Source organism: Microbacterium testaceum (genome assembly GCF_020781835.1).
In the GTDB taxonomy this organism is placed as follows: domain Bacteria; phylum Actinomycetota; class Actinomycetes; order Actinomycetales; family Microbacteriaceae; genus Microbacterium; species Microbacterium testaceum_H.
On the sequence record NZ_JAJGNJ010000003.1, the window covers coordinates 370,787 to 395,017 of the forward strand.

General features: G+C 71.4%; 20 protein-coding genes. 7 read left to right on the top strand and 13 right to left on the bottom strand.

All coding sequences use genetic code 11. From position 1 onward, the window contains the following. Position 1 precedes the first annotated feature (1 nt). The gene (locus tag LL239_RS06625) at positions 2 to 754 is read right to left on the bottom strand and encodes a LamB/YcsF family protein (RefSeq protein WP_228162658.1); all 753 of its coding nucleotides are present in this window, start codon (positions 752 to 754) and stop codon (positions 2 to 4) included. 159 nt (positions 755 to 913) lie between these two features. Between LL239_RS06625 and LL239_RS06630 the strand changes: the two genes are divergently transcribed. After that, entirely contained in the window at positions 914 to 2,581 is a 1,668-nt protein-coding gene (locus LL239_RS06630) for an ABC transporter ATP-binding protein (RefSeq protein WP_228162661.1), read from the top strand. A 192-nt stretch (positions 2,582 to 2,773) separates the two neighbouring features. On the opposite strand, the gene LL239_RS06635 is transcribed toward LL239_RS06630, so the two are convergent. The 8 genes from LL239_RS06635 to LL239_RS06670 form a co-directional block, all read right to left on the bottom strand. Then, positions 2,774 to 3,733 carry an ABC transporter permease gene (locus LL239_RS06635; protein WP_228162662.1) on the bottom strand — a complete coding sequence of 320 codons (960 nt, stop codon included), beginning with the start codon at positions 3,731 to 3,733 and terminating at the stop codon, positions 2,774 to 2,776. Beyond that, a complete protein-coding gene (locus LL239_RS06640) occupies positions 3,730 to 4,734 on the bottom strand; it encodes an ABC transporter permease (protein WP_228162663.1) in 1,005 nt (334 codons plus the stop codon). Before LL239_RS06640 ends, LL239_RS06635 begins: the two co-directional genes overlap by 4 nt. Positions 4,735 to 4,817: 83 nt before the next feature. After that, entirely contained in the window at positions 4,818 to 6,482 is a 1,665-nt protein-coding gene (locus tag LL239_RS06645; protein ID WP_228162664.1) for an ABC transporter substrate-binding protein, read from the bottom strand. Positions 6,483 to 6,726: 244 nt separating this feature from the next. After that, positions 6,727 to 7,557 carry an MBL fold metallo-hydrolase gene (locus LL239_RS06650; protein WP_228162665.1) on the bottom strand — a complete coding sequence of 277 codons (831 nt, stop codon included), beginning with the start codon at positions 7,555 to 7,557 and terminating at the stop codon, positions 6,727 to 6,729. Beyond that, complete coding sequence (locus LL239_RS06655; RefSeq protein WP_228162666.1) at positions 7,554 to 9,224, bottom strand: allophanate hydrolase; 1,671 nt, start codon at positions 9,222 to 9,224, stop codon at positions 7,554 to 7,556. The genes LL239_RS06650 and LL239_RS06655 overlap by 4 nt, the downstream gene beginning before the upstream one ends. Continuing rightward, positions 9,221 to 12,871 (bottom strand): urea carboxylase, encoded by a 3,651-nt coding sequence (gene uca / locus LL239_RS06660; protein WP_374197616.1) that lies wholly within the window; start codon positions 12,869 to 12,871, stop codon positions 9,221 to 9,223. Before uca ends, LL239_RS06655 begins: the two co-directional genes overlap by 4 nt. Continuing rightward, a complete protein-coding gene (locus tag LL239_RS06665) occupies positions 12,820 to 13,500 on the bottom strand; it encodes an urea amidolyase associated protein UAAP2 (protein ID WP_228162667.1) in 681 nt (226 codons plus the stop codon). Before LL239_RS06665 ends, uca begins: the two co-directional genes overlap by 52 nt. Before the next feature lie 11 nt (positions 13,501 to 13,511). Beyond that, a complete protein-coding gene (locus tag LL239_RS06670; RefSeq protein ID WP_228162669.1) occupies positions 13,512 to 14,351 on the bottom strand; it encodes an urea amidolyase associated protein UAAP1 in 840 nt (279 codons plus the stop codon). Positions 14,352 to 14,437: 86 nt separating this feature from the next. Between LL239_RS06670 and LL239_RS06675 the strand changes: the two genes are divergently transcribed. The 6 genes from LL239_RS06675 to LL239_RS06700 all read left to right on the top strand — a co-directional run bounded on the left by LL239_RS06675 (position 14,438) and on the right by LL239_RS06700 (position 19,381). Then, a complete protein-coding gene (locus LL239_RS06675) occupies positions 14,438 to 15,088 on the top strand; it encodes a TetR/AcrR family transcriptional regulator (RefSeq protein ID WP_228162671.1) in 651 nt (216 codons plus the stop codon). Between the two features lie 396 nt (positions 15,089 to 15,484). After that, the gene (locus tag LL239_RS06680) at positions 15,485 to 16,999 is read left to right on the top strand and encodes a sodium:solute symporter family transporter (protein WP_228162672.1); all 1,515 of its coding nucleotides are present in this window, start codon (positions 15,485 to 15,487) and stop codon (positions 16,997 to 16,999) included. Positions 17,000 to 17,152: 153 nt separating this feature from the next. Next, positions 17,153 to 17,521, top strand: coding sequence for a cupin domain-containing protein (locus LL239_RS06685; protein ID WP_228162673.1), 369 nt, complete (start codon positions 17,153 to 17,155; stop codon positions 17,519 to 17,521). After that, complete coding sequence (locus LL239_RS06690; RefSeq protein ID WP_228162674.1) at positions 17,518 to 18,186, top strand: cyclase family protein; 669 nt, start codon at positions 17,518 to 17,520, stop codon at positions 18,184 to 18,186. The genes LL239_RS06685 and LL239_RS06690 overlap by 4 nt, the downstream gene beginning before the upstream one ends. After that, positions 18,183 to 18,683 (top strand): RidA family protein, encoded by a 501-nt coding sequence (locus tag LL239_RS06695; RefSeq protein WP_228162675.1) that lies wholly within the window; start codon positions 18,183 to 18,185, stop codon positions 18,681 to 18,683. Before LL239_RS06690 ends, LL239_RS06695 begins: the two co-directional genes overlap by 4 nt. A gap of 14 nt (positions 18,684 to 18,697) precedes the next feature. Then, the gene (locus LL239_RS06700; RefSeq protein WP_228162676.1) at positions 18,698 to 19,381 is read left to right on the top strand and encodes an alpha/beta fold hydrolase; all 684 of its coding nucleotides are present in this window, start codon (positions 18,698 to 18,700) and stop codon (positions 19,379 to 19,381) included. 16 nt (positions 19,382 to 19,397) lie between these two features. Here LL239_RS06700 and LL239_RS06705 read toward each other — a convergent pair whose 3' ends face one another. From LL239_RS06705 to LL239_RS06720, 4 genes are read right to left on the bottom strand one after another with little or no spacing between them, the layout of a single operon-like run. Beyond that, a complete protein-coding gene (locus tag LL239_RS06705; protein ID WP_228162677.1) occupies positions 19,398 to 20,654 on the bottom strand; it encodes a metal-dependent hydrolase family protein in 1,257 nt (418 codons plus the stop codon). Next, on the bottom strand, positions 20,651 to 21,427 hold the full coding sequence (locus LL239_RS06710) for an ABC transporter ATP-binding protein (protein WP_228162678.1): 777 nt from the start codon (positions 21,425 to 21,427) through the stop codon (positions 20,651 to 20,653). Before LL239_RS06710 ends, LL239_RS06705 begins: the two co-directional genes overlap by 4 nt. After that, the gene (locus LL239_RS06715) at positions 21,424 to 23,154 is read right to left on the bottom strand and encodes a dipeptide/oligopeptide/nickel ABC transporter permease/ATP-binding protein (protein ID WP_228162679.1); all 1,731 of its coding nucleotides are present in this window, start codon (positions 23,152 to 23,154) and stop codon (positions 21,424 to 21,426) included. The genes LL239_RS06710 and LL239_RS06715 overlap by 4 nt, the downstream gene beginning before the upstream one ends. Next, the gene (locus LL239_RS06720; RefSeq protein WP_228162680.1) at positions 23,147 to 24,193 is read right to left on the bottom strand and encodes an ABC transporter permease; all 1,047 of its coding nucleotides are present in this window, start codon (positions 24,191 to 24,193) and stop codon (positions 23,147 to 23,149) included. The genes LL239_RS06715 and LL239_RS06720 overlap by 8 nt, the downstream gene beginning before the upstream one ends. Between the last annotated feature and the right edge of the window lie 38 nt (positions 24,194 to 24,231).

Sequence of the window (24,231 nt, forward strand, 5' to 3'; positions counted from 1 at the left end):
GTCACCACGGAGCGCGCACCTCCACGCCGGCCGCGTCCAGCGCGGCGCGCACGACCCGGGCCATCGCCACCGCCGCCGGGGTGTCGCCGTGCAGGCACAGCGACGCGGCCCGTACCGCGATGCGCGAGCCGTCGACCGTCTCCACGGTGCCGTCGGCCACCAGCCGCACGGCGCGGTCGGCGACGCGGACCGGGTCGTCGACGAGGGCGCCGGGGTGGTCGCGCGGCACGAGGCCCCCGTCGGCGGTGTAACCGCGGTCGAGGAAGGCCTCGGGGATGAACGGCAGACCGGCGGATGCCGCGGCCTCGACGATCGCGCCGCGGAGACCGAGCACCGGGAGCGGTCGGCCGAGCCGCGCGGAGTGGTCGGCGACGGCGGCGACGACCGCGCGCGCCTGGGCGGCGTCGGCCGAGACGGCGTGATAGAGCGCGCCGTGGGGCTTGACGTAGCGCAGCTGCGCGCCGGCGGCCTCGAGGGCGTCCAACTGCCGGGCGATGCTCGCCCGCAGCTCGCCCGCGGGCGGGTCGCGGCGGACCCGGCCGAAGTTCGCGCGGTCCTCGTACGAGGGGTGGGCCCCGATGGCGACGCCGAAGCGGGCGGCCCGATCGACCGAGGCCCGCATGGAGGCCTCGTCGCCCGCGTGTCCGCCGCAGGCGACGTTGGCGCTGGTGATGACGGCGAACATCGCCTCGTCGTCGGCGGTGGGCACGCCGTCGACGGTTTCACCGAGGTCGGCGTTGAGGTCCACGCGCATGCCTCGACGCTACTCCCGCGGCCGGCGCGCGGGGCACCCGGTCTCGCCGCTTCTCAGGCTGCGGGGCGGTGCCGCCCGCCTGCTCCCACGACGTTACGGGGGTGTGACGAAAACGCGGGAGGGGTGGGCACGGAGGCGGCGGCGGGTGAGGATGGGGGGATGACCTCCGATGTCGCCGGTCCCCCCGCTCCGGCATCCCCCCTCCCCCTGCTCTCCGTCCGCGATCTCGCGGTCGACTTCACCACGATGGACGGCCCCGTCCGCGCCGTCGACGGCGTCGATCTCGACATCCACGCCGGCGAGACCATCGCCATCGTCGGCGAATCCGGCTCCGGCAAGTCGACGACCGCCATGGCGATCATCGGTCTGCTGGCCTCCGGTGGTCGCGTCGCGCGCGGCCAGATCCTCCTCGACGGTGAAGACCTGACGACCTTCGGCGAGGCCCGCATGCGGCAGGTGCGTGGGCGCCAGATCGGCCTCGTGCCCCAGGACCCGATGTCCAATCTCAACCCGGTCGCGAAGATCGGCACGCAGGTCGCCGAGACACTCCTCGCCCACGGCCTCGCCGAACGCGGCACGGTCAAGGGCAAGGTCGTCGACGCGCTCGAGGCCGCCGGGCTCCCGGATGCCGAGAAGCGGGCCTCGCAGTACCCGCACGAGTTCTCCGGCGGCATGCGTCAGCGCGCCCTCATCGCGATCGGCCTCGCGTGCCGTCCGCGGCTGCTCATCGCCGACGAACCGACCAGCGCGCTCGATGTGACGGTGCAGCAGACGATCCTCGACCAGATCGACAGGCAGACCAAAGAGCTCGGCGCCGCCGTGCTGCTCATCACGCACGACCTCGGGCTCGCCGCCGAGCGCGCCTCGCGCGTCGTCGTGATGCACCGCGGGCGCGTCGTCGAGCAGGGCCCGGCGCGGCAGATCCTCGAGGACCCGCAGCACGCCTACACGAAGTCGCTCGTCGCCGCCGCTCCGTCGGTCGCGGCCGTGCGCCTGCGGCCCGAGGACTTCCGAGGCGAGCGCGACAGCACCGCCCCGCGCGACCACATCGTCGAGATCCAGGGCCTGACCAAGGTGTACCCGGCCCGAGGGAAGGCGGAGGACTTCCGCGCCGTCGACGACGTGTCGCTGTCGATCCCGCGCGGGCAGACCGTCGCGATCGTCGGGGAGTCGGGCTCGGGCAAGACCACGACCGCCCGCATGCTGCTGAAGGTCGTCGAGCCGACCAGCGGCTCGATCCGTTTCGACGGCCAGGACATCGGAGCTCTCAAGGGCGAGGCTCTGCGTCAGTTCCGCCAGAAGGTCCAGCCCATCTTCCAAGACCCGTACTCGAGCCTGAACCCGATGTTCACGGTCGAGCGGATCATCGAGGAGCCCCTCTCCTTCTATAAGCGGGGGTCACGGGCGGACCGTCAGAAGCGGGTGCGCCAGCTCCTCGACGACGTGGCCCTGCCGGCATCCATGCTCCGTCGCTACCCGTCCGAGCTGTCGGGCGGACAGCGGCAGCGTGTCGCGATCGCGCGGGCCCTGGCCCTTTCGCCCGAACTCATCGTGTGCGACGAGCCGGTGTCGGCGCTGGACGTCCTCGTGCAGGCGCAGATCCTCCAGCTGCTCGGCGACCTGCAGCGCGAATACGGCCTCAGCTACCTCTTCATCTCGCACGACCTCGCCGTCGTGCGCCTCATCAGCGACTACGTGTGCGTCATGAAGGACGGGCGCCTCGTTGAGGCGGCCTCCAGCGAAGAGGTCTTCACCAACCCCCGCGATCCGTACACGCGGCGGCTGCTGGCATCCATCCCCGGCAACGAGCTGGGTCTCGCGGGGTAGCCGGGCCGTCTCTTCTGTGGTGCGGGTCGCATCCCGCGGGGGCTCGTCCCACTTTCGGCAGAGCATGTCCCACTTATGGCCGCCTCACGGCCCCCCAGACAGCAAAAAGTGGGACAAGGGATGCCACACATCCACGCCACAGCCCGCCCTACCGCCGCCATAGCCACAGCGGAGCCGGGGAGCCGCGCGCGGCTACCGCGCGCGGGTGCGGGGGTCCATCGCCTCGCGCAGCGACTCTCCGAGCAGCGTGAAGCCCAGCGCCGTCACGGCGATGCAGATGCCGGGGAGGAACGCCAGCCACGGCGCGATCGCGAGCTCGGCCTGCGCGTACGTGAGCATGCGCCCCCACTCGGCGGTCTGCGGCAGCCCGCCGCCGAGACCGAGGAACGACAGCGCCGCGGCGTCGATGACCGCGGTCGCGAGGGTCAGGGTGCCCTGCACGATGACCGGCCCCACGCTGTTGGGCAGGACGTGCGTCATCGTGATCGTGCGGCGACTGAGGCCCAGGGTCTGCGCCGAGAGCACGTAGTCGGCGCCGCGCTGCTGCAGCATCGAGGCGCGCAACAGGCGCGCGAAGACCGGCACCTGTGACGCGCCGATGGCGATCATGATCGCTAGCTGGCTCTGCCCGAGGATCGCGGCGATCGAGACGGCCAGCAGCAGGTTCGGCACCGACAGCAGGATGTCGACGAAGCGCATGACGAGCACGTCGACCCAGCCGCCGAACATTCCAGCGAGAAGACCCAGCGCCATGCCTCCGAGGAGGCCCATCGCCGTGGAGATCACGCCGATCTGCAGCGACGCCTGCGCGCCCCAGATGAGCTTGGAGAGCACGTCGCCGCCGAAGCGGTCGAGGCCGAGGGGGAACTCCGGCAGCTCGCCGGGCCCGGGGATGTCGGTCGGTGTGATGAAGCGCTGGCCGGGCAGCGACTCGGCCGGGTACGGGGCGAGCAGCGGCGCGAGCGCCGCGACGAGCAGGAACGCCACGACGATGATCGCGCCGATCCATGCCACGGGGCTGCGGCGCAGCCGCTGGAAGACGTCGTGCCAGAAACCGCCGCGCGACGTGGCAGACAACAGCTGGCTGTCGACCACGGCGTTGTCGTCGACGGGGCCGCCGCTGGGGGCGGGAGGGAGGATGCCGGAACTCAACTGACTCTCACTCTCGGGTCGATGACGCTGTACGACAGGTCGACGAGCAGGTTGATCAGGGCGTAGGCGATGGCGATGAAGATGATGAAGCCCTGCAGGACGGGGAAGTCCCGAGTGAAGATCGCGCGCGCCAGGAACTGCCCGATCCCCGGGAACGCGAACACCGTCTCGGTGAGCACCGCCCCGGCGATCAGCAGGCCCGCCTGCAGACCGACCGTCGTGATGACGGGGAGCATGGCGTTGCGGAGGATGAAACGGTTGCGCAGCGTGGACTGCGCGATGCCTTTGGCCCGGCCCGTCCGCACGTAGTCGGCGTTCTGCACCTCCAGCACCGACGCGCGCGTGATGCGCACGATGATCGCGAGAGGGATGGTGCCGAGGGCGAGGGCCGGCAGCACCAGGTGCAGCACGGCATCCCAGGCCGCGTCGAACTCGCCCGTGATCAGGCCGTCGAAGACATACAGGTTCGTGTAGTGCGTCGCGTCGATGCGGGGATTCTGCCGCCCGTCCGAGGGCAGCCACCCGAGCTGCACCGCGAAGACGTACTTGAGGATGAACGCGAGGAAGAACACCGGGATCGTGATGCCGATGAGGCTCAGCACCACGGCGATGTGATCCCACGCCTTGCCGTGGCGACGTGCGGCCCAGTACCCGAGCGGGATGCCGATGCCCACCGCCACGATCAGCGCGCCGATCGACAGTTCGAGGGTGGCCGGGAACCGACGCCAGAACTCCTCCAGCACGGGACGACCGGTCTGGATGGAGGAACCGAAATCACCCGAGAGCAGCCGCCCGAGCCACGTGAAGTACTGCACGTACAGCGGCTCGTTGAAGCCGTACAGCTCGTTGATGCGGGCGACGGCCTCAGGGGTGGCCCGCTCGCCGAGCAGGGCGACCGCGGGGCCGCCCGGCAGCGCGCGGACCCAGAGGAACAGAAGGACGGAAAGCCCGAACAGGGTCGGGACGAGCAGGAGCAGACGCCTGCCGATGGTGCGGAGCACGGGGTCTCACAGGGCTCGGGGGCGGGGGGACGCGGGAGACCGCGGGCCGGCGACGGTGGGGTCGCCGGCCCGCGGCATCCGGATCACTCGGTGAGTTCGATCTCGTTGTACACCTCGTCCTGCACCGGGCTGGCCGGGTAGGACTTCACGCGCGGAGCGAAGGCGAGCGTCGGCACGGGGTTGGCCAGCGGCACACCGGGCAGGAACTGCGCGATCTGCTCGTTGACGTCCTGGTACGCCGGCTCCTGCTCCGACTCGGTCGCGAGGCCGCGGGCCGAGGTGAGGGCCGAGAACAGCTCGGGGTTGTCGAAGCCCCACTCGTTCGAGGCACCACCGAAGAACGTCCCCACGAAGTTGTCGGGGTCGTTGTAGTCGCCGGTCCAGCCGAGCAGGTGGATGCCGTGCTGCGCGCCGCCCTGGATGAGGTCGAGGTACTCGCCCCACTCGTTCGACACGGGGTTCACGACGATGCCGACGGCCTGGAGCTGCGACTGCAGGTTCGTGAAGATCTGCTCGGGGTTGGGCATGTACGGACGCGAGATGTTCACGGGGTAGTTGAACGTCAGCGTGAGCGGGTTGGCCTCGGTGAAGCCGGCCTCGGCCAGCAGCGCCGTGGCGGCCTCCGGATCGAAGTCGTACGTGGTGACGTCGGGGTTGAAGCCGATGACGCTGTCGGGCATGAACTGGGATGCCACGGTGGTGCCCTCGGGCAGCACCTGGGTGACCAGCTGCTCCTTGTCGATGGCGTGGGCGATCGCCTGGCGCACGCGCGGGTCGGCCAGCGCCGGGTCGGCCTGGTTCATGCCGAGGTACAGGATGTTGAACGGGTCGCGGTTGACGAGCATGTAGCCCGCGCTCTCGAGGGCCCCCAGGTCGGCGGGGGCGACGAGGTCGTAGCCGTCGATCGAACCGGACTCGAGCGCCTGACGGCGGGCGGTGGTGTCGCCGATCACGCGGAAGATGACCTGCTGCACCTGCCCCTGCTCGCCCCAGTAGCCGTCGTAGGCGCTGACGGTCGCCTCGGCGCCGGGCTCCCACGATTCGAACATGAACGGACCGGTGCCGGTCGGGTGCCCCTGGGCGTATTCGCTGAGGGTCGGTGCCTCGGAGGTGCCGCCCACGTCGTCGGCCGCGTACTCCTCGAGGGCCGTGGGGCTCTGGATTGCGAACGCCGGGAGCGAGAGGGCCGGGATGAAGCCGGCGAACGGCTCGGTCTGGCTGATCGTGACCTCGGTCGGGCTCGCGGCGTCACACCCGCCGTAGATGGAGGTGCCGGTGTCGGCGTAGCCGCGCATGATCTTGCCCCAGTAATAGGACAGGCTCTCGGACTGGGCGATACCGGTGAAGTTGTTCTGGCGGTCGAAGTTGAAGCACACGGCCTCGGCGTTGAACTCGGTGCCGTCGTGGAAGGTCACGCCCTCTTTGAGCTGGAAGGTGTAGGACAGACCGTCTTCGGACTGCTCCCAGCTCTCGGCGAGCATCGGCGCGGGGTCGGCCGTCCCGGGCTCGACGCCGACGAGGCCTTCGAAGATCTGGCGCGAGATACGGAACGACTCGCCGTCGCTCGCGAACGCCGGGTCGAGGCTGGACGGGTCGCCCGACGCGCCGAACACGAACGTCGAGTCAACGTCTCCGGTGGCGCCGCCGCCGTCGTCGTCGCGCTGGCTGGTGCAGGCCGAGAGGGCGAGCGCACCGATGGCGAGCGCCGAGCCGCCGATGAGCAGGCGTCGTCGAAGAGAACCTTGCATTTTCTGTTGCCTTCCGGGGGGTGGAAAGGAGGAGGTCGACGGCGCTGTCACGCCTTCGTGCCGCGCTCCGTTTTGCTGTTCCCCCGACCGTACAGGCAGACGCGCGTCTCGCCCATTGCTCGCGTGTATCGATCGTGTTTCGGCCGATCGGCATCCTGCCCCGTTCCGGCTCCGTTGACTGAGCAGAGCGCGTACCCGCCGCCCGTGTTCCTCAGCGCCACGCTCACCCCACGGGCGTGAGGGGTCAGCGGGAGCGGACGACCGCCGACCAGACGGGGAACTCGGGGTCGTGCGCGGGCCAGACCTCGGTGCCGTGCGTGCGGTGCAGGGCCGCGAGGCGCGCGACAGCGCGATCGGCACGCGCGGGACCGTCGGCGCCGATCGTCGAACCGCAACGGACCTCGTGCTCGACGTTGCCGAGCAGGTCCGCGGCGTCGCCGGCGAGGACGACCGTGCGCTCGGGCAGCTCCACGACGAACGACTGGTGCCCGGGCGTGTGTCCGGACGTGTCGATCGCGGTGAGACCCGCGGCGAGGGGCGTATCGCCGTCCAGCAGGCCGAGCGTCAGGCCGTCGCGGTCGAGGTCGTCGGGGAAGACGAACGCCTCGCGCGGGTCGGTGTTCTCGGCGACGTGCTGCCACTCGCGTCGCTGCAGCAGCAGCGGCTGGTCGGGGGCGAGCAGGCGTGCGGCACCGGTGTGGTCGAAGTGCGCGTGGGTGAGCAGTGCCGCGGCGAGATCGGCGAGGTCGAGCCCGGCCTCGGCGATCTGGTCGACGAGCGGATCGCCGGGCGGGACGATCGGCGCGTAGTTCTCGTAGTCGAAGGAGACCGTCCGCACCGCGCGATCGCGGATGCGTGCGGGATCGAACCCGCCGTCGACGAGCACCCACCCCGCGTCGAACACGACGGCCACCGCCGTCACGGGCTCCATCAGATGCCGGAAACGGCTCCCGCCGTGCAGCGACACCGCCTCGGCCACGGCCTCGAACCCGACCACCATCGGGACGAGACGGCGCGGCCGGCCGCGCAGCCGCAGGGGCGGCAGTGCCGCGGCGTCGAGGACGGTCGAACTCACGCCGTGGCCGCCCGATACGCGCGCCACCCGCCGTGCGCGGTGATGTCGGTCGCGCCCTCGAGCGCCACCGCCTCGCACAGGAATCCGGCGACGCTCGATCCGTCCGCGAGCACGGCGGAACCGATCCCCATGGGCGCGGGCAGATCCGCGACGAAGCGTCCGAATCCCGCGGCCGGCAGCCGCCACACCTCCCCCGCGATCGCGGCGCCGCCCTCCGCCGCGCGGGCGAGGCCGGGCTTGGGCGGAACCGTGTCGAGGGCGTACAGCCGGTACTGCGCCGCGGTCTCCACCTCGGCCACGAACGTTCCGCCCGCGGCGACGAGCTGGTGGTTCAGCGGCTGCCCGCGCAGGTGCGCGCCCACGACCAGCAGGTCGACGGACGGCGCCTGGATGCGCTCGGCGAGCTGCGCGAGCGTGCGGTCGGCGAACGGCGCGCCGGTCAGCATCACGCCGAAGGCGCGCCCGCCGACCACGCCGGCGGGGACGGCGAGGGCGCTGCGGTCGAGGAGGTTCGCGAAGTTCGTGTACCGGCCCATGCGACTGTTCGCGCCGACCGGGTCGGCGGCGACCTCGTCGAGGGTCGGATGCCACGTGGTCGTGGGCGTGAGCAGCGCCACCGTGCCCTCGAGTCGGCGCAGTCCCTCGGCGCCGAGGCGGTCGAGACGCTCGCGGTCGCGGAAGTAGTCCGCCGCCCGCGCCTCGGCGCCGGCGAGCACGATCGCCGACACGGTGGGATCGAGGTCGGTGCCGACGAGCTCGGGGTGGGCGGCGATGAAGTCGCCCACGGCCGCCGTGCGCTCGGCGACGAACGCCCCGCCGTACAGCAGCGACGCGGCCTCGAGGAGCGGCGCGATGTCGACCTCGACGATCTCGACGCCGGAGGCGGCGAGCGCAGCGACGACGCCGGCGAAGGCCTCAGCCCACCCGTCGGCGAGACCCTCGAGGTGCTCGGCGGTCGGGACGGCCACGCGCGGGCGGGCGTCGAGCGGCGGGGCGGGGCGGTCCTCGCGACCGAGCGGGTCGATGCCGTCGGGACCGGCCATGAGCTCGGCCGCGGCGCGCGCGGCCCCGAGGTCGCGCGCGAACACGGTGACGCAGTCGAGGGTGCGGCAGGCCGGCACGACGCCGGTGGCCGGCACGAGCCCCACCGTGGGCTTGACCCCGACGATGCCGTTCAGCGCCGCGGGGACGCGTCCGGAACCGGCGGTGTCGGTGCCGAGCGCGAGATCGACGATGCCCAAGGCCACCGCGACGGCCGAACCCGAGCTGGAGCCGCCCGAGATGCGGGTCGGGTCCCACGCGTTGCGCACGGCGCCGAACGGGCTGCGGGTGCCGACGAGACCGGTGGCGAACTGGTCGAGGTTGGTCTTGCCCATCACGACGGCCCCCGCGGCGCGAAGGCGCGCCACCGAGGTCGCGTCACGCTCGGGACGGTACGCGTACTCGCGGCTCCCGGCCGTCGTCGGCATCCCCTCGACGTCGATGTTGTCCTTCACCGCGACGACCGTGCCTGCAAGCGGCAGGTGCTCGCCCGCGGCGACGCCGAGGTCGACCTCGGCCGCCTCGGCGAGAGCGTCGTCCTCGTCGCGGACGGTGATCCACACCTCGGGGCGGTCGACCTCGCGCATCCGGGCGTAGGCGGCCCGCACCCGCTCGACGGCGCTCACGCGTCCACCGCCACGGCCGCGAGCAGCTGGCCGGCGGCGACCGTCTCGCCCGGCCGCACGAACACCTCGGCGACGGTCCCCGTCACCGGTGACCCGATCGGGGTCTCCATCTTCATCGCCTCCAGCACGATCATCTTCTGCTCCTTCTGCACGGCCGCTCCCTGAGCGGCATCCACGCGCCAGACCGCGGCGGCGAACGGCGCGGTCACCCCCACGGTTCCGGGCGGGAGTTCGCGGCCCGCGGTCGGTGCCGCGGCCGGCGCCTCGTCGACACGGTCGAACTCGCCGCTCGCGCGCCACCGCTCGCGCTCCTCGTCGAAGGCGCGGCGCTGGCGTTCGCGGAACGCCTCGATCCCCGGTGCCTCGTCGGCGAGGAACCGCTCGTACTCCGCGAGGGCGAACTCGCCCTCGACGGTCTCGAAGCTCCCGCGCCCGGCATCCACCTCCGCCCGGAGGTCGAGGAGCTCCTCGGCCGAGACGGGGTACCAGCGGATACGGTCGAAGAACCGCAGCGCCCACGGGTTCTCGGCGAAGAGCCCCCCGCGGCGGAAGCGGTTCCAGATCTGCACGGTGCGGCCGACGAACTGGTAGCCGCCCGGGCCCTCCATGCCGTAGATGCACATGTAGGCGCCGCCGATGCCGACGGAGTTCTCCGCCGTCCACGTGCGCGCCGGGTTGTACTTGGTCGTCACGAGGCGGTGACGGGGATCCAGCGGCGTCGCCACGGGCGCGCCGAGATAGACGTCGCCGAGTCCCATGACGAGGTACTGCGCGTCGAACACGGTGCGGTAGACGTCGTCGACGCTGTCGAGTCCGTTGATGCGGCGGATGAACTCGATGTTCCACGGCGTCCACGGGGCGTCGTCGCGGACGCCCGCCATGTACCGCTCGATCGCCAGACGCGTCGCCGGGTCGTCCCACGACAGCGGCAGCCGCACCTCGCGCGAGGGCACGACGAGCTCGGACGTGGGCGGCAGGTCGTCGTCGAGCTCGCGCAGCAGCCCGACGAGCTGCGACGCGCGCAGCACCGAGGCGTCGGTGTGCACCTGGAGCGACCGGATGCCGGGGGTGACGTCGAGGATCCCGTTCGGCGCCTCTTGCGCGAGACGCTCCTGCAGCGCGTGCACGCGCATGCGGAGGCCCAGGTCGAGAACCTGGTCGCCGAACTCGACGAGGACGTTGTCGTCGCCGTCGCGGCGGTACGTCGTCCGCGGGCGGAGCACGTGCTCCCCCTCGACCTCGGCGTCGCGCGAGGCGATCACGCCGTCGTCGCCGTCACCCGTCCCGACGAGCGCGGGGGCGGCGATCGCCGGGTCGAGGGTCGCGGCATCCGCTTCCCGGACCGGCGCGAAGCGCACGACGTCTCCCGGCCGCAGCTGCCCGAGCTTCCAGAGATCTCCGGATGCCACGACCACCGGGCACACGAACCCGCCGAGGCTCGGCCCGTCGGGGCCGAGGAGCACGGGGGTATCGCCGGTGAAGTCGAGGGCGCCCACGGCGTAGGGCGTGTCGTGGATGTTCGAGGGGTGCAGCCCCGCCTCGCCGCCGTCGGTGCGCGCCCACGTCGGCTTCGGGCCGGTGAGTCGCACGCCCGTGCGGGCGGAGTTGACCTGCACGCGGTACTCCGCGGAGTACAGCGCGTCGATGTCGGCGCGCGTGAAGAACTCGGGGGCGCCGTGGGGCCCCTCGGTCACCGCGAGGACCCACGAGGTGGCGAGGTGGGGGCGGCGCCCGGCGGGCGTCGGCCGGGGAGCGGCGATCGCGGCCGACCCGGGACGCAGCACGTCGCCGGTCACGAGGGCCCGGCCCCCGTGCCCGCCGAATCCGCCCAGCGTGAAGGTCGACGCGCTCCCGAGGTACTGCGGGACGTCGATGCCGCCGCGCACCGCGAGGAACACGCGCATGCCGGGGCCCTCGGCGGTACCGACGCGCAGCACGCCGCCCGCGGGAACCTCGATCGGCTCCCACTGCGCGGCGGCGACGCCGTCGACCTCGACCGCGACCGGCGCACCCGTGACGGCGACCACCGACGCCTCGCTGAAGCGCAACGTCGGACCGGTGAGCGTCATCTCCAGTCCCGGGGCGCCCTCGGGGTTGCCGACGGCGAGATTGGCCTCGCGGAAGGACACGGCATCCATCGGACCGGACGGCGGGACGCCGATCTGCCAGTACCCGACGCGCCCGGGGAGGTCCTGCACGGTCGTGAGCATGCCGGCGTCGATCACGTCGATGCGCGGGTCGGGGTCGCGCGCGTCGTCGAGGGTTCCCGTGTCGTGCGCGACGGCGCGGACGCGCGGGTCGTTCACGATCTCGCGGATCATCCCGGCGCCGGTGACGATGCCGTCCACGCGCATGTCGGCCAGCGCGGTGGAGAGCCGGTCGAGTGCCGCATCGCGGTCGGGGCCGTGGGCGATGACCTTGCCCAGCAGCGGGTCGTAGAACGGCGACACCTCGCTGCCGGCCTCGACCCAGGAGTCGACCCGGATGCCGTCGCCCTCGGGCAGCCGGACGGCGGTGACGAGCCCGGTCGAGGGGGTGTTGCCGCGGTCGGGGTCTTCGGCGTAGATGCGCGCCTCGACGGCGTGACCGCGGGGTTCGCGGGCTTCCTCGAACAGCGCGTCCGGGACAGCCGCGGGACCGCCGCCCGCGAGGTCGAGCATGAGGCCCACCAGGTCGACGCCGAACACCGCCTCGGTGACGGGATGCTCGACCTGCAGGCGCGCGTTGACCTCGAGAAAGTACGCGCGCTCGGCCACCGGGTCGTACACGAACTCGGCCGTCCCGGCGGAGCGGTACCGGATGCCGGATGCCAGCGCCGCAGCGGTGCGGTGCAGCTCGGCGCGGACCGCGTCGGGGAGCCCGGGTGCCGGAGCTTCCTCGACGACCTTCTGGTTGCGACGCTGCAGCGAGCAGTCGCGGTCGCCGAGCACGGCGACGCGTCCCGCACCGTCGCCGAAGAGCTGCACCTCGACGTGGCGGGCGGGGCGCACGAACTTCTCCAGGAACACCCCCGGCGTGCCGAAGCTCTCCTCGGCCTGACGGACCACCGCGTCGTACGCGGCGCGGAGCTCAGCGGCATCCGCACACACGCGCATGCCGATACCGCCGCCGCCGCCGGTGGCCTTGAGCATCACGGGGTATCCGATGACGGATGCCGCGGCCTCGGCCTCGTCGAGCGACTCCAGCACTTCGGTGCCGGGGAGGAGCGGCACACCCGCGGCTTCGGCCAGGGCCCGCGCGCGGTGCTTCAGACCGAACGCCTCGAGCTGCTCGGGCGTGGGACCGACCCACGCGAGCCCCGCCGCCTCGACGGCGCGCGCCGCGTCGGCGTTCTCGGCGAGGAAGCCGTAGCCGGGGTGGATCGCACCGGCGCCCGTGGCGCGGGCGGCGTCCAGGATGGCATCCACCCGCAGGTAGGACTCCGCGGCGGGCGCGGGGCCCAGGCGTACGGCCTCGTCGGCCTCGCGGACGTGGGGGGCGGCGCGGTCGGCGTCGGAGAACACCGCGACGGTGCGCCGGCCCCGCTCGCGCGCGGAGCGCAGGATGCGGCGCGCGATCTCGCCGCGGTTGGCGACGAGGAGGGTGTCGAAACCGGTCACGGCCGCGTCACCACCATGCGCAGGGGCGTGCAGCTGAAGTCGTTGCACGGGTTGTTCATCTGCGGGCAGTTCGACACGATCACCAGCACGTCGCGCTCGGCCCGGAGGGCCACGCGCTTGCCGGGCGCGGACATGCCGTCGACGATGCCGAGCGACCCGTCCTCCTCGACCGGCACGTTCATGAACCAGTTGAGGTTGGAGACGAGGTCGCGCGCGCCGAGGCCATAGCGCGCCGCCTCGGCGAGGAAGTTCTCGCGGCATCCGTGCTGGTAGAGGGTGTGGTGGCCGTAGCGGAGCGTGTTCGACTCCTTGGAGCAGGCCCCGCCGATCGTGTCCTGCCGGTCCACCTCGTTGCCGACGACGGTCATGAGCGGGCGGCCGAGGTTGCTGCGCAGCACCGTGCCGGTACGGACGTAGACGTTGCGCTGCCACGCGATCGTGTCGGCGGCGCTGTAGCGCTCGTCGGTGTCGGCAGCGTCGTAGACGAGGAAGTCGGCGGACTGGTTGCCTCCGACGTCGACGATCGTCAGGACGTCGCCCGCACGGACGATGCCCGACCACGGCCCTCGGGGTGCGACGCGCTCGTCGAGCACGACCTCGCCGGGGACGAGCGGCTCGGACCAGTCGAGGGGGACGCCGTCGGCGTGGACGGGGCGTTCGGGAACGGTGGTGATCATGGTGCGGCTCCTCACAGTCCGGCCAGGGCGGCGTACGTGATGCTGTTGCGGTAGGCGCGTTCGCGCTCGGGGGTGAGGGAGAACACGGCATCCCCCTCGCCCGTCGGTTGCGACGCCCACGCGCTGATCTGCAGCGGGCCGACGATGTAGTCCTCGCGCGGGTCGAGCGGGTGCGGGACGTTGGCGATCAGCACGATGAGCGGCAGCTCCGCGACGAGGTCGACGGAAGCGCCGGGACCCGCGGAACCGAGCCACTCGAGGTCGCCCTCGGGGTTCGCGCGCACGCCCTGGAAGAACGACACCGACGGCGGCAGGTCGCGCACGGTCAGCCCGTGCTTGCTCGCCGCCAGCCGGAGCAGCCCGTGGCCGGACGGCGACGGACCCTCGGGCGCGGCGTCGCCGTAGCGCTGCTCGTTCCACGCATCGGAGGACGTGCCGCAGAACGCGTCGTGGTGGCCGGAGGTGTCGGCGGCGATCGTCGCGAGAACGCGGCCGTCGCCGGAAAGCAGCGGGTGACCCTCGCCGAGGTACGCCTGCCACGGGATCTTCTGCGTGTCGGCGACGTTGAGCCGCTCCCCCGGGTTCACGGCGTTGAAGAGGAGCACGGTGGCGCACGCATCGCCGGTCGGGTCAGTGAAGCGCAGGCGGGTGCCGCGGGCGACCCGCAGGTGCGTGTAGCCGCCGGGGGCCACCGTCTCGGCCCAGCGCAGGTCGTCGTCGGCCACGCCCTCCGGCCGGAAGGGGGCGGTGGAGGGCGGGAGATACGGCATCCATTCCGACTGCGCGGCGCGGGCGCGCGCGTCCTCACGGGCTCGCCCCACGTTGCCGAGAGCGTCGACACGACCTTCCATGCGCAACCTCTTTCTGTCGGTTGACAGGTATTGAAACAGGCGTGCGTTTCGGCGGCGTTACACAACCATCCGGGTACGGTGGGGGCATGGCGGCCACGAGAACCGGACGACCCCGGGCATCCGGCTCCTCCCCCACCGGACTCGGCACGCGGGCCGACGTCCTCGCCGCGGCCGCGGCCCTTTTCGGCACGCGCGGATACGCCTCGGCCAGCACGCACGCGATCGCCGAGGCCGCCGGCATCCGCCAGGCGACGCTCTACCACCACTTCTCGCGCAAGCAGGACATCCTCCTCGCCCTGCTGCTCGACACCGTGCAGCCGTCGCTCGACGTCGCTGCACAGCTCCTCGCCCGCGACGAAGAGCCCGCCGCGCGCCTGTGGGCGCTGTGCGTCGCGGACGTCACGCTCCTCGCCGAAGCCCCGCACAACACCGGCGGCCTGTACCTGCTGCCCGAGGTGTCGGACGCGGCCTTCGAGCCGTTCCGCGAACGCCGCAGCGAACTCGAGACGACCTACCGCACGCTCGTGGCCGCGTGCGGCGTCGCTGCCGCAGCAGCGGGCGCCTCCCTCGTGCTGGCGCTGGTGGAGAGCGTGATCCTGCAGCGCAAGGGCGGGCAAATGGCGACCCTAGATGCCACGACCATCGCGGACGCGGCGTTGCGGGTGCTCGACCTCGACGCCGCGGCGCGCGAGCGGGCGGCCGCATCGGGGCCAGACGTGCTCGCTGTCCTGAGCTGAGCCGGGCCGGGGGTCGGCGCAAGCGCGCCTCGCGGCGCGGGGCTGAGCCGGGCCGGGGGTCGGCGCAAGCGCGCCTCGCGGCGCGGGGCTGAGTCGGGGCGAGGCCGGGGTCGGCTCGGGCACACCTCGCGGCGCTGGGCCGAGCCGGGCGCGGTCCGTAGGCCCCGCCGATCACGCATAAACGCGATCCACGCGCGGAAACGCGCTGTCATCGCGTTTATGCGCGCGGAGAGCGTTTATGCGTGGCGAGAGCCGTGAGCCCGGATACCGTGCTCCGGCGCCGCCGGCGATTTCACGTGCCTTTTACACAGCGGAAACCACGCGCGACCTCGGCGAGCGGATCGTTTCTGTCAAGCAACAGAAACCCGAACCGCCCCTCATCGCCGGGAGCCCGCCATGATCATCTTCGGAGTCGCGCTCAGCGTCGTCCTCATCCTCGTCGTCGGCATCGTCGTCGCACGCAAGGTCGACGGAGACAGCGCGAACTACCTCGTCGCCGGACGCCGCCTGGGTGTCCCGCTCGTCGCCGTCAGCCTCACCGCAGCGGCCGTCGACGCCAACGCCACCGTCGGCAACACCGACCTCACCTCGCAGTTCGGCTTCTGGTCGGGCGCCTCGCTCGCCATCGGCCTCGCCCTGTGTCTGCTGCTGACCGGCCTGTTCCTGGCCAAGCGCATGAACGCCCTGAAGCTCTTCACGCTGGGCGACTTCTTCCGCCTGCGCTACGGACGGCCCGTCGAGCTGTTGGCATCCGTGCTCATGATCGTGTCGTTCACGTTCCTGCTCGCCGGCAACCTCGTCGCGTGCGGTTTCCTGCTCGAGCGCTTCGCGAACATCCCCTACGCGTGGGGCGTGGTGCTCGCCGTGGTCCTCGTGCTCGCGTACACCGTCGCCGGAGGCCTCTTCTCGGATGCCTACACCGCGGCGATCCAGACCACGATCACCGTCATCGCGGCCATCGTGCTGCTGGTGTGGGTCGCGTTCTCGTACGGCATCGTGATCCCGGAGGGCATGGGACCGTTCGACCTCGAGCAGCTCAGCGATCCGGCCGCCGGCGCCCCGATCAACTGGGCGACGCTCATCTCGCTGGCCATCGGCGACATCGTCGCGATCGACTTCATGCAGCGGGTCTTCGGCGCGAAGAGCCCCACCGTCGCGCAGCGCTCGTGCTTTATCGCGGCCGGCCTCACCGCCGCGATCGGCACGGTCTTCGCGATCGTCGCCCTGAGCGTCTCGTCGACCCTGGGCATCTCGGTCGAGAACGGCCCGGTGCTGTACACGCTGCTGGGCGACTACGCGCCGCCGATCATCGCGATCCTGGTCCTCTCCGGCATCGTGGCGGCGTCGTTCTCGACCGCCTCGGGCGCGATGCTCGCCACCTCGGCGATCACGGTCCGCAACATCTTCACGGTCCGCCGCCACACCGGAACCGGCCCCGACCCGCTGCTGCGCTGGACGCGTCTGGCGATGATCCCGTTCGTGATCGCCGGCGCCTTCCTCGCGATCCGCGTCAGCCAGACCGGCATCCTGCTCACCCTCGCCTTCGATCTGATGCTCGCGTGCCTCGCGGCGCCGTTCGTGATCGGGGTGTTCTGGAAGCGCCCCGGTGCCGTCGCCGCCCTCGGCGCGATGGCCGTCGGCTTCGTCGTGCGCATGGTGCTGCTCGCCCTCACCCCGACGCTGTACGGCGTGCCGAACGACATCCTGTACATCCCGAACGACCTGATCGGAGCCGACTTCGATGGCTGGGCGACGCTCGTCTCCGCCCTCGTCGGCTTCGGCACCTATGTCGCGCTGGCGTTCGCGCTGCCGCGACGGGAGTCCGAGCTCGACCGCGAGGCGGCCGTGCTCGCCGACCTCGCCGCCGAGCGCGACGCGTCGGAGAAGGAAGGCGTCGGGGTTCCGGCCTGAGCCGTACGCCGCTCCCGCGGGGCCGGGTCGACGCCGTCAGGCGGGCTCGGCCCCGCGGTCGAGCAGACGGCGCGGTTCCTCGACGAGCACAAGACGGCGGCGGCCGCCGGAGTTCACGTTGCGGATCCATTTTGTGCGGTTTAGGATCCAAGCATGACGCTCGCGATTCGCCCCGACGACCTGGATGTCGCCGAACTCGAGGCCAAGCCTCTTGCTCCCCCGAACGCCGAGCCACTGTCGGGCGAGATCATCGTCCGCGGAGCCGTGCGATTCGTGAACGACGACCGCACCGTCATCTCGGGCGTCTGGGAGAGCGATCTCGGCACGTCACGGTGGGAGTTCCTCACGCGCGGCGAGATCGTGCACATCTTGCGCGGACGCATGACCGTGCAACGCGACGGTGAAGACGCCGTGGAGCTCACAGCCGGCAGCGCCGCGTACTTCCCCATCGGATGGACGGGCATCTGGACCGTCGTCGAGCCCGTCCGCAAGTTCTACGTCGTGTACAAGCCGACCGCATGAACGGCGACCGACGTCCGGGCGCGCACACGCGGGTCATCGACCTGAGCATCCCCATTCATCCCGAGATGCTGCACTGGGGCCGCCGCCCGACCTACGAGATGGTGGAGGAGATCTCCGACGACAGCCCGAGCGAAGTGTCGCGCTGGCTCATCGGGGCGCACACCGGCACCCACGTCGACGCCCCCAGCCACTTCGTCCGGGGCGGGACGACCGTGGACTCCCTGCCCCTCACGCACACCGTGGGCCCCGCGAAAGTGCTCGACCTGCGTCACGTCGAGAAGGAGATCACGGCCGACGACCTCATCGCCGCGGGCGCCACGGGGGCTTCGCGCGTGCTGTTCAAGACCCGCAACTCCTCCGACGCCCTCACCCGCAACGAGAAGAGTCCCACGTGGGTCGGGCTCGGCCCCTCTGGCGCCCAGTGGCTCGTCGACCACGGCGTCGTCTTCGCGGCCAACGACTACATGACCATGGAGGCGCCCGACCACACGGTGGAGTGGCCGACCCATGTCATCCTGTGCAACGCCGGCGTCGTCATCCTCGAGAACGCCAACCTCGCGGATGCCGAGCCGGGCGAGTACTACCTCGTCTGCCAGCCCGTGCCCTTCCAGGGGCGCGAGGCCGCGCCGGCCCCGACCATCCTGCTCGAGGGGGTGGACGCGTGACCGCCTTCTCGGCCGAGAGACGTGCCGCCGAACTCGGCCTCGCGATCCCGGACTACACGAACCCGCCCTACGGCGGGCGATACGGTGCAGGGCTGAAGGCCTTCCATCGCACCGGCGACCTTGTCGAACTCAGTGGGATCACCCCCGAGACGCGCAGCGGCGATCAAATCCACCCGGGGGTCGTCGGCACCGAGGTCACCCTCGCCGAGGCTCAAGAAGCCGCCCGCCAGACCGCGATCAACAGCCTCGGCCTCATCCGTCTCGCCGTCGGCTCCCTGGATGCCGTGGTGGGCCTGTCGCGCGCACTGTGCTTCGTCCTCTGCACCCCCGAGTTCGATCGGCTCAACGAGGTCTCCAACGGTGCCACGCAGCTCTACCTCGACGTCTTCGGCACCGAGATCGGTGCGGTCGGACGCGCGAGCATCGGTGCGACGAGCCTCACCCGCCGCAACAGCTTCGAGCTCTGGCTGAGCTTTGAAGCCCGTCCCCTCACTTGAGTCCCGGAGACCCCATGCACGTCGTCCTCGTTCACGGATCAGGCGGCAGCGCCGAGTCCTGGTCCTCGGTCGTCCCTCTGTTGGAGGACGCCGGCATTCCCGTCACCGTGTCGGACACACCCTCGCAGTCGCTCCACGACGACGTCGCGACCGTCACACGGCTGATCGACGGAATCGACGGGCCCGTGCTGCTCGTGGGCCATTCCTATGGAGGCTCCGTCATCACGGGCGCGGGAACTCACCCGCGCGTGCGCGGTCTCGTCTACATCGCAGCCTGGGTGCCCGACGAGGGCGAAAACGTCCGCGAGCTCGTCGAGCGGTACCCCCAGGCCGAGGTCGGTGCGTGGTTCACCCGCGGTGAGGACGGCAGCTGGATCCCCGACGATTCACCCGCCGCCCGGGAGGCGCTGGCCTGGGACGTCCCGATCGAGGTGTGGGAACGACGCATCCACGACCGACGCCCCTCCGCCGACGCCATCTTCACCGAACGCAGCGGCCCCGCCGCTTGGCGCACGCGTCCCGCCTGGTACCTGATCGCCCTCGACGACAAGCACATCCACCTCGAGGGCCAGCAGCACATGGCCGCTCGCGCCGGCGCGCGCACGCGGACGGTCGCGACCAGCCACGCCGTGCCGTACGCCGCACCCCGGGACGTCGTCGACATCATCGAGGCGGCGCGATCGTCCCTCACCGGATGAGGCGAGCGCGACCCCGTCAGCGGGCGAGACCGTCGAGGTCCTTCACGAAGCGCCCCGCCTGAACCACCGCGCGTACGCGGTCCGGATCCGCCAGGGCTCCGATGTCGCGGAGCGGGTCGACATCCGCGATGACGAGGTCAGCGAGCTTGCCCTGCTGCACAGAACCCAGATCGCGGTCGAGACGGAGCAGGCGAGCACCTGCGAGCGTTCCGGCATGGATGGCGGCCACGGGCGACAGTCCCACGCGCACGAGGTGCGCAAGCTCGGTGAGGTTGCGCCCCTGCTCGTGGATGCCGGCATCCGTCCCCAGTGCGACCGGCACACCCGCGGCCACCGCCGCCGAGATCGAGGCCAGCCCTCTCTCCTGACGCGCCTGACGCACGGCATCCGGGGGTCCGGACGGCACTCGCAGAAGGGTGCTGAGCGTCGGCACGAGCACGACCCCCCGGTCGCGCATCAGGGCGATGGTCTCGTCGCTCAGGTCGTACCCGTGCTCGATGCTGGCCGCGCCGCCCTCGACCGCTGCACGCACGGCGGCGTCGGTCTGCGCGTGCGCGGTGACGGGTTGACCGGCGCGGCCGGCCATCTCGGCCACGATCGCGGCGACGTGCTCGCGCGGAAGCCCCGTGTCGCTCGGCGAGTCGTGCGGGGTGCTGACCCCACCGGACGTGCAGACCTTGATCACGTCGGCGCCCGTGCGCACGAGCGCGCGCACCGTGCGCACGACCTCGTCCAGGGTGTCGACGACCGCGCATCCGGACGCCAGCCCCCGCTCGGCCCAGGCCGGCAGTGATCCGTTCGCGTGGACCGGATCCGCGTGTCCGCCCGTGGGTGAGAGCATCGAGATCGCCAGGTGCAGGCGCGGACCGACGAGCGCTCCGGAGGCGATCGCCGAGCGATATCCCGGTGTGAGCCCGCTCAAGTCGCGCGCCGTGGTGACGCCGGCCTCGAGCGTCGACCGGAGGTTGCCGATCGTCGCGACGACAGCTTCCTCAGGAAACCACAGCCGCTGCGTCTCGGCATCGACCGTCGTGCTCATCACGAGATGCACGTGGGCGTCGATGAAGCCGGGCATCACCCATCGCCCGCCGAGGTCGATCTCACGCCCGCCCGCGCCGTCCGCACGCCTCGGACCGACGTAGTCCATGCGACCCGCGCGGATGCCGATCTCGGCGTCATCGATCGGGTCGCCTCCCGTGCCGTCGATGACCGTCGCGCCGACCAGCCGGAGATCTCCCGCGGCCGGCGGAACGTGCGGTAGTCGTGCGCTCATACGTCGAGCCGGAATCCGGGCGACCCGGGGTCGGCCTCCAGCAGGCGGCGCGTGTACCAGTGCTGCGGGTCCGTGTAGACCTGCTCCACGGGCCCACTCTCGACGATGCGCCCCCGGTGCATGACGGCGACGACGTCGCTGACGCGCTGGACGACGGCGAGGTTGTGCGAGATGAACATCATCGACAGTTCCTGCTTCGCCTTGATGTCGGCGAGCAGGTCGAGGATCTGTGCCTGAACCGAGACGTCCAGGGCGGAGGTGACCTCGTCCGCGATCACGAAAGCGGGATCGATGATGAGGGCGCGCGCGATGGCGACGCGCTGTCGCTGCCCACCCGAGAACTCGTGCGGATACCGGTGGATCATGTCGCCGGAGAGCCCCACGCGCACGAGCTGGTGGGCGATGCGCTCCTCGAAGCGGGCGACCCGACCCCGCCCCGGGTCGAGCGCCTCGGCGAGGGTCTGGCCGATCGTCCGCCGCGGCGACAGCGAAGAGTAGGGGTCCTGCGGGATCATCTGCACGCGCCGCCGGTGCGCGTACATCGCGCGCCGCCCGTGCACCCGCGACAGGTCGGTGCCGTCGACGTCGACCCGGCCGCGGCTAGGTGCGGCAACCCCGACGACGACCTTGGCCAGAGTGGACTTGCCCGACCCCGACTCGCCCACCACACCCACCGTGCGGCCACGGGGCACTTCGAGCGACACCCCGTCGAGCACCGTCACAGATCCGTACCGGACGCCGAGATCTTCGACGACGACCATCGATGCGCTCATCGCACGTCCCCCCGACCAGCAGCACGGGCACCCAGGTGCACGACCGGAGAAGCCGCCAGCAGCTTCTTCGTGTACGGGTGAACGACCGAGTCCGCCGTCATGCCGCGGACGTCCTCGATCCGCTCGACGATGCGGCCGTCCTTCATCACGAGCACGCGGTCGCACAGGGCTCGAACGACGCTCAGGTCGTGCGAGATGAACAGCATCGACGTTCCGGATTCCGTGTTCATCCGCTTGATCAGCGTGAGGACCTCGCGTTGGACCGTGACATCGAGCGCCGTCGTCGGTTCATCCGCGATGAGCAGAGCCGGTTCGATGCTCATCGCTGAGGCGATCATCGCCCTCTGCTTCATCCCCCCGGAGAGCTGGTGCGGGTACTGTCGCAGCCGCCCCTCGGGGTCGGTGAGCATGACCGCCCGGAAGCGCTCGACCAGCATGGACATGGCCGCGCGGCGCGTGTGCCGCAGGCGTACCCGCAGGACGTCCGTGAGCTGGATGCCGAGAATGAGCGCGGGGTTGAGAGCGGTGCCGGGGTCCTGGTAGACGAACCCGATGCGTTCGGCCAAGAAGCGGTCCGACCCGCGCCCGGTCAGGTCCGTGCCGTCGAGCGACAGCGTCCGCGCCTGCGCGTGAAGCCCCTCCCCGAGCAATCGCCCGACAACCGACGCGGTGACCGATTTGCCCGAGCCGCTCTCCCCCACGATGCCGAGGATCTCGCCGCGGCGGATCGTGAACGACACGTCCGAGACCAGGAGGCGCCCCGTGTCCGCGTGCTTCACCTCGAGCCCGTCCACCACGACCAGGTCGCGCTCCTCTCCGACGATGGCCGGGGATCCCTCGACGGACTTCGTCAGCCGGGCGCGGTCGGTGTTGGAGCGCGGATTCGCTGCGGCGGCGAGGCCGTCCCCGACCAGCAGCGCGGCGAGCGAGGTGATCGTCAGGGCGACGGCAGGACCGACGATGACGACCGGGTTGACGACGATCTTGCTCAGGCCCTCGCTGAGCAGACGGCCCCAATCGAAGGCCGGCGACTGGGGGCCGAGCCCGATGAAGGACAGACCGGAGATCTCGACGAGCGACCCGGAGAAGGCCCCGGCGATGAGGATGAGCGTCGGTTCGGCCATGTTCGGAAGGATGTGGCGCATCGCGAGCCGATAGGACGGCACACCGAGCAGCCGAGCCGTCTGCACGTATTCGCTGGAGGCGATCTTCGCGGCGAGATTGGCCGTGAGCCGCGCGAATCCCGCCATATTGGCGATCGCGATGGCGATCACGACCTGCACCACACCCTGTCCGAGCACGGCGGCGACGATGATCGCCACGAGCATCGTCGGATAGCTGATGGCGAACTCGATGCCCCGCAGACTCAGCTCGCGCAGGCGTCGCGGCGCGAGCCAGGTGGCGACGCCGACAGCGATGCCCACGATCGCGGAAAGGGCCGTCGCGGACACCGCCATGAGCACCGTCGACTGCGTTGCGACGAGGGTACGGGCGAGCATATCCCTGCCCAGGGTGTCGGTTCCCAGCGGGTGATCCGGGACGGAGGGCAGATTCGGCGAGCCGCCCAGCTGCGTGGCCGCCGTCCCCAGGAGCGGAGGAGCGACGACCGCCGTCACAGCAACCACACCGAGGAGGGCGAGCCCGACGACCAGCGGGAGATTCCACCGGAATGTGCGCGGCCGCGCTGGGACGTCGGCGAGAAGGGCCGGGGGAAGGGTGTCAGCCACGCTGCTCTCCCAGGGTTCGCGGGTCGATCAGGCCCAGGACGATGTCGATGACCAGAGTCGTCAGGAGCGAGATCACCCCGATGACGAAGACGGCGGCGCGGATGACCGGGTAATCCTTGTCGATGGCGATCGCCTGCACGATCACGCTGCCGAGTCCCGGCCACGCGAACACCGCCTCGGTGATGAGGGCGGATCCCAGGAGGGCGGTGAGGATGATGCCCGACAGGGTCAGAGCCGTCGTGAGAAGGTTCGGCAGCATGTGCCGGGCGTAGATCGTCAGAGCGGGAAGGCGCCAGCCTCGGGCCGAGCGCATGTAGTCCTGCTCGAGGATGACCGCCGTCTCCCGTCGAACGATCCTCGCCACCGAGCACAGACCGCCGAGCGTGAGCGAGGCGATCGGGAGGATCGCAGCGGTCCCCAGGCTGTACGCGGGCGAGTACGCCGGAGGGAGCACACGCAGGATGACAGCGAAGACGACGACGAATGCCGTCGCCTGGACATAGGTGGGGACGGAGGAGATGAGGGCGGTGACGCCGTTGAAGCCGAGGTCCAGCGCGCGGCGACGGCCATTCCGGGTGAGAACTCCGACGACCATCCCCAGCGCCAGACCGAGGACGAGCAGGAGGACGACAGCCGGGATCGTCAGCGCGAGGGTGTTGGGCGCGGCGGCCATGACGACATCCATCGCCGGGATGCGGTACTTGAACGAGTCGCCGAAATCACCCTGGACGACGGCGACGACGTAGTTCCACAACTGCGCGGGGAGGGGCTGATCCAGGCCGAGCTGCTGACGCACGAGTTCGACCTGCGCGAGCGTCGCATTCTCCCCCGCGATGGCCGTCGCCGGATCGCCGGGGATGAGCTGCACGATGAGGAACGTCACGACGACCAGCAGGGCGAGGTTGATCACCAGCCCGACGGCGCGGCGCACCAGGAAGGCGCGCCACGCGCCCCCGAGACCCGCCGCGCGCGGCGGCTGCTCGGTGACGCCGTCGCCCGGACCGGAGGTCGCAGGAGTCTCGGCGATCGGTCGTGACATCGCGTCCTCTTCTCGATGGGTCCGGTCCGGGCGAAGGT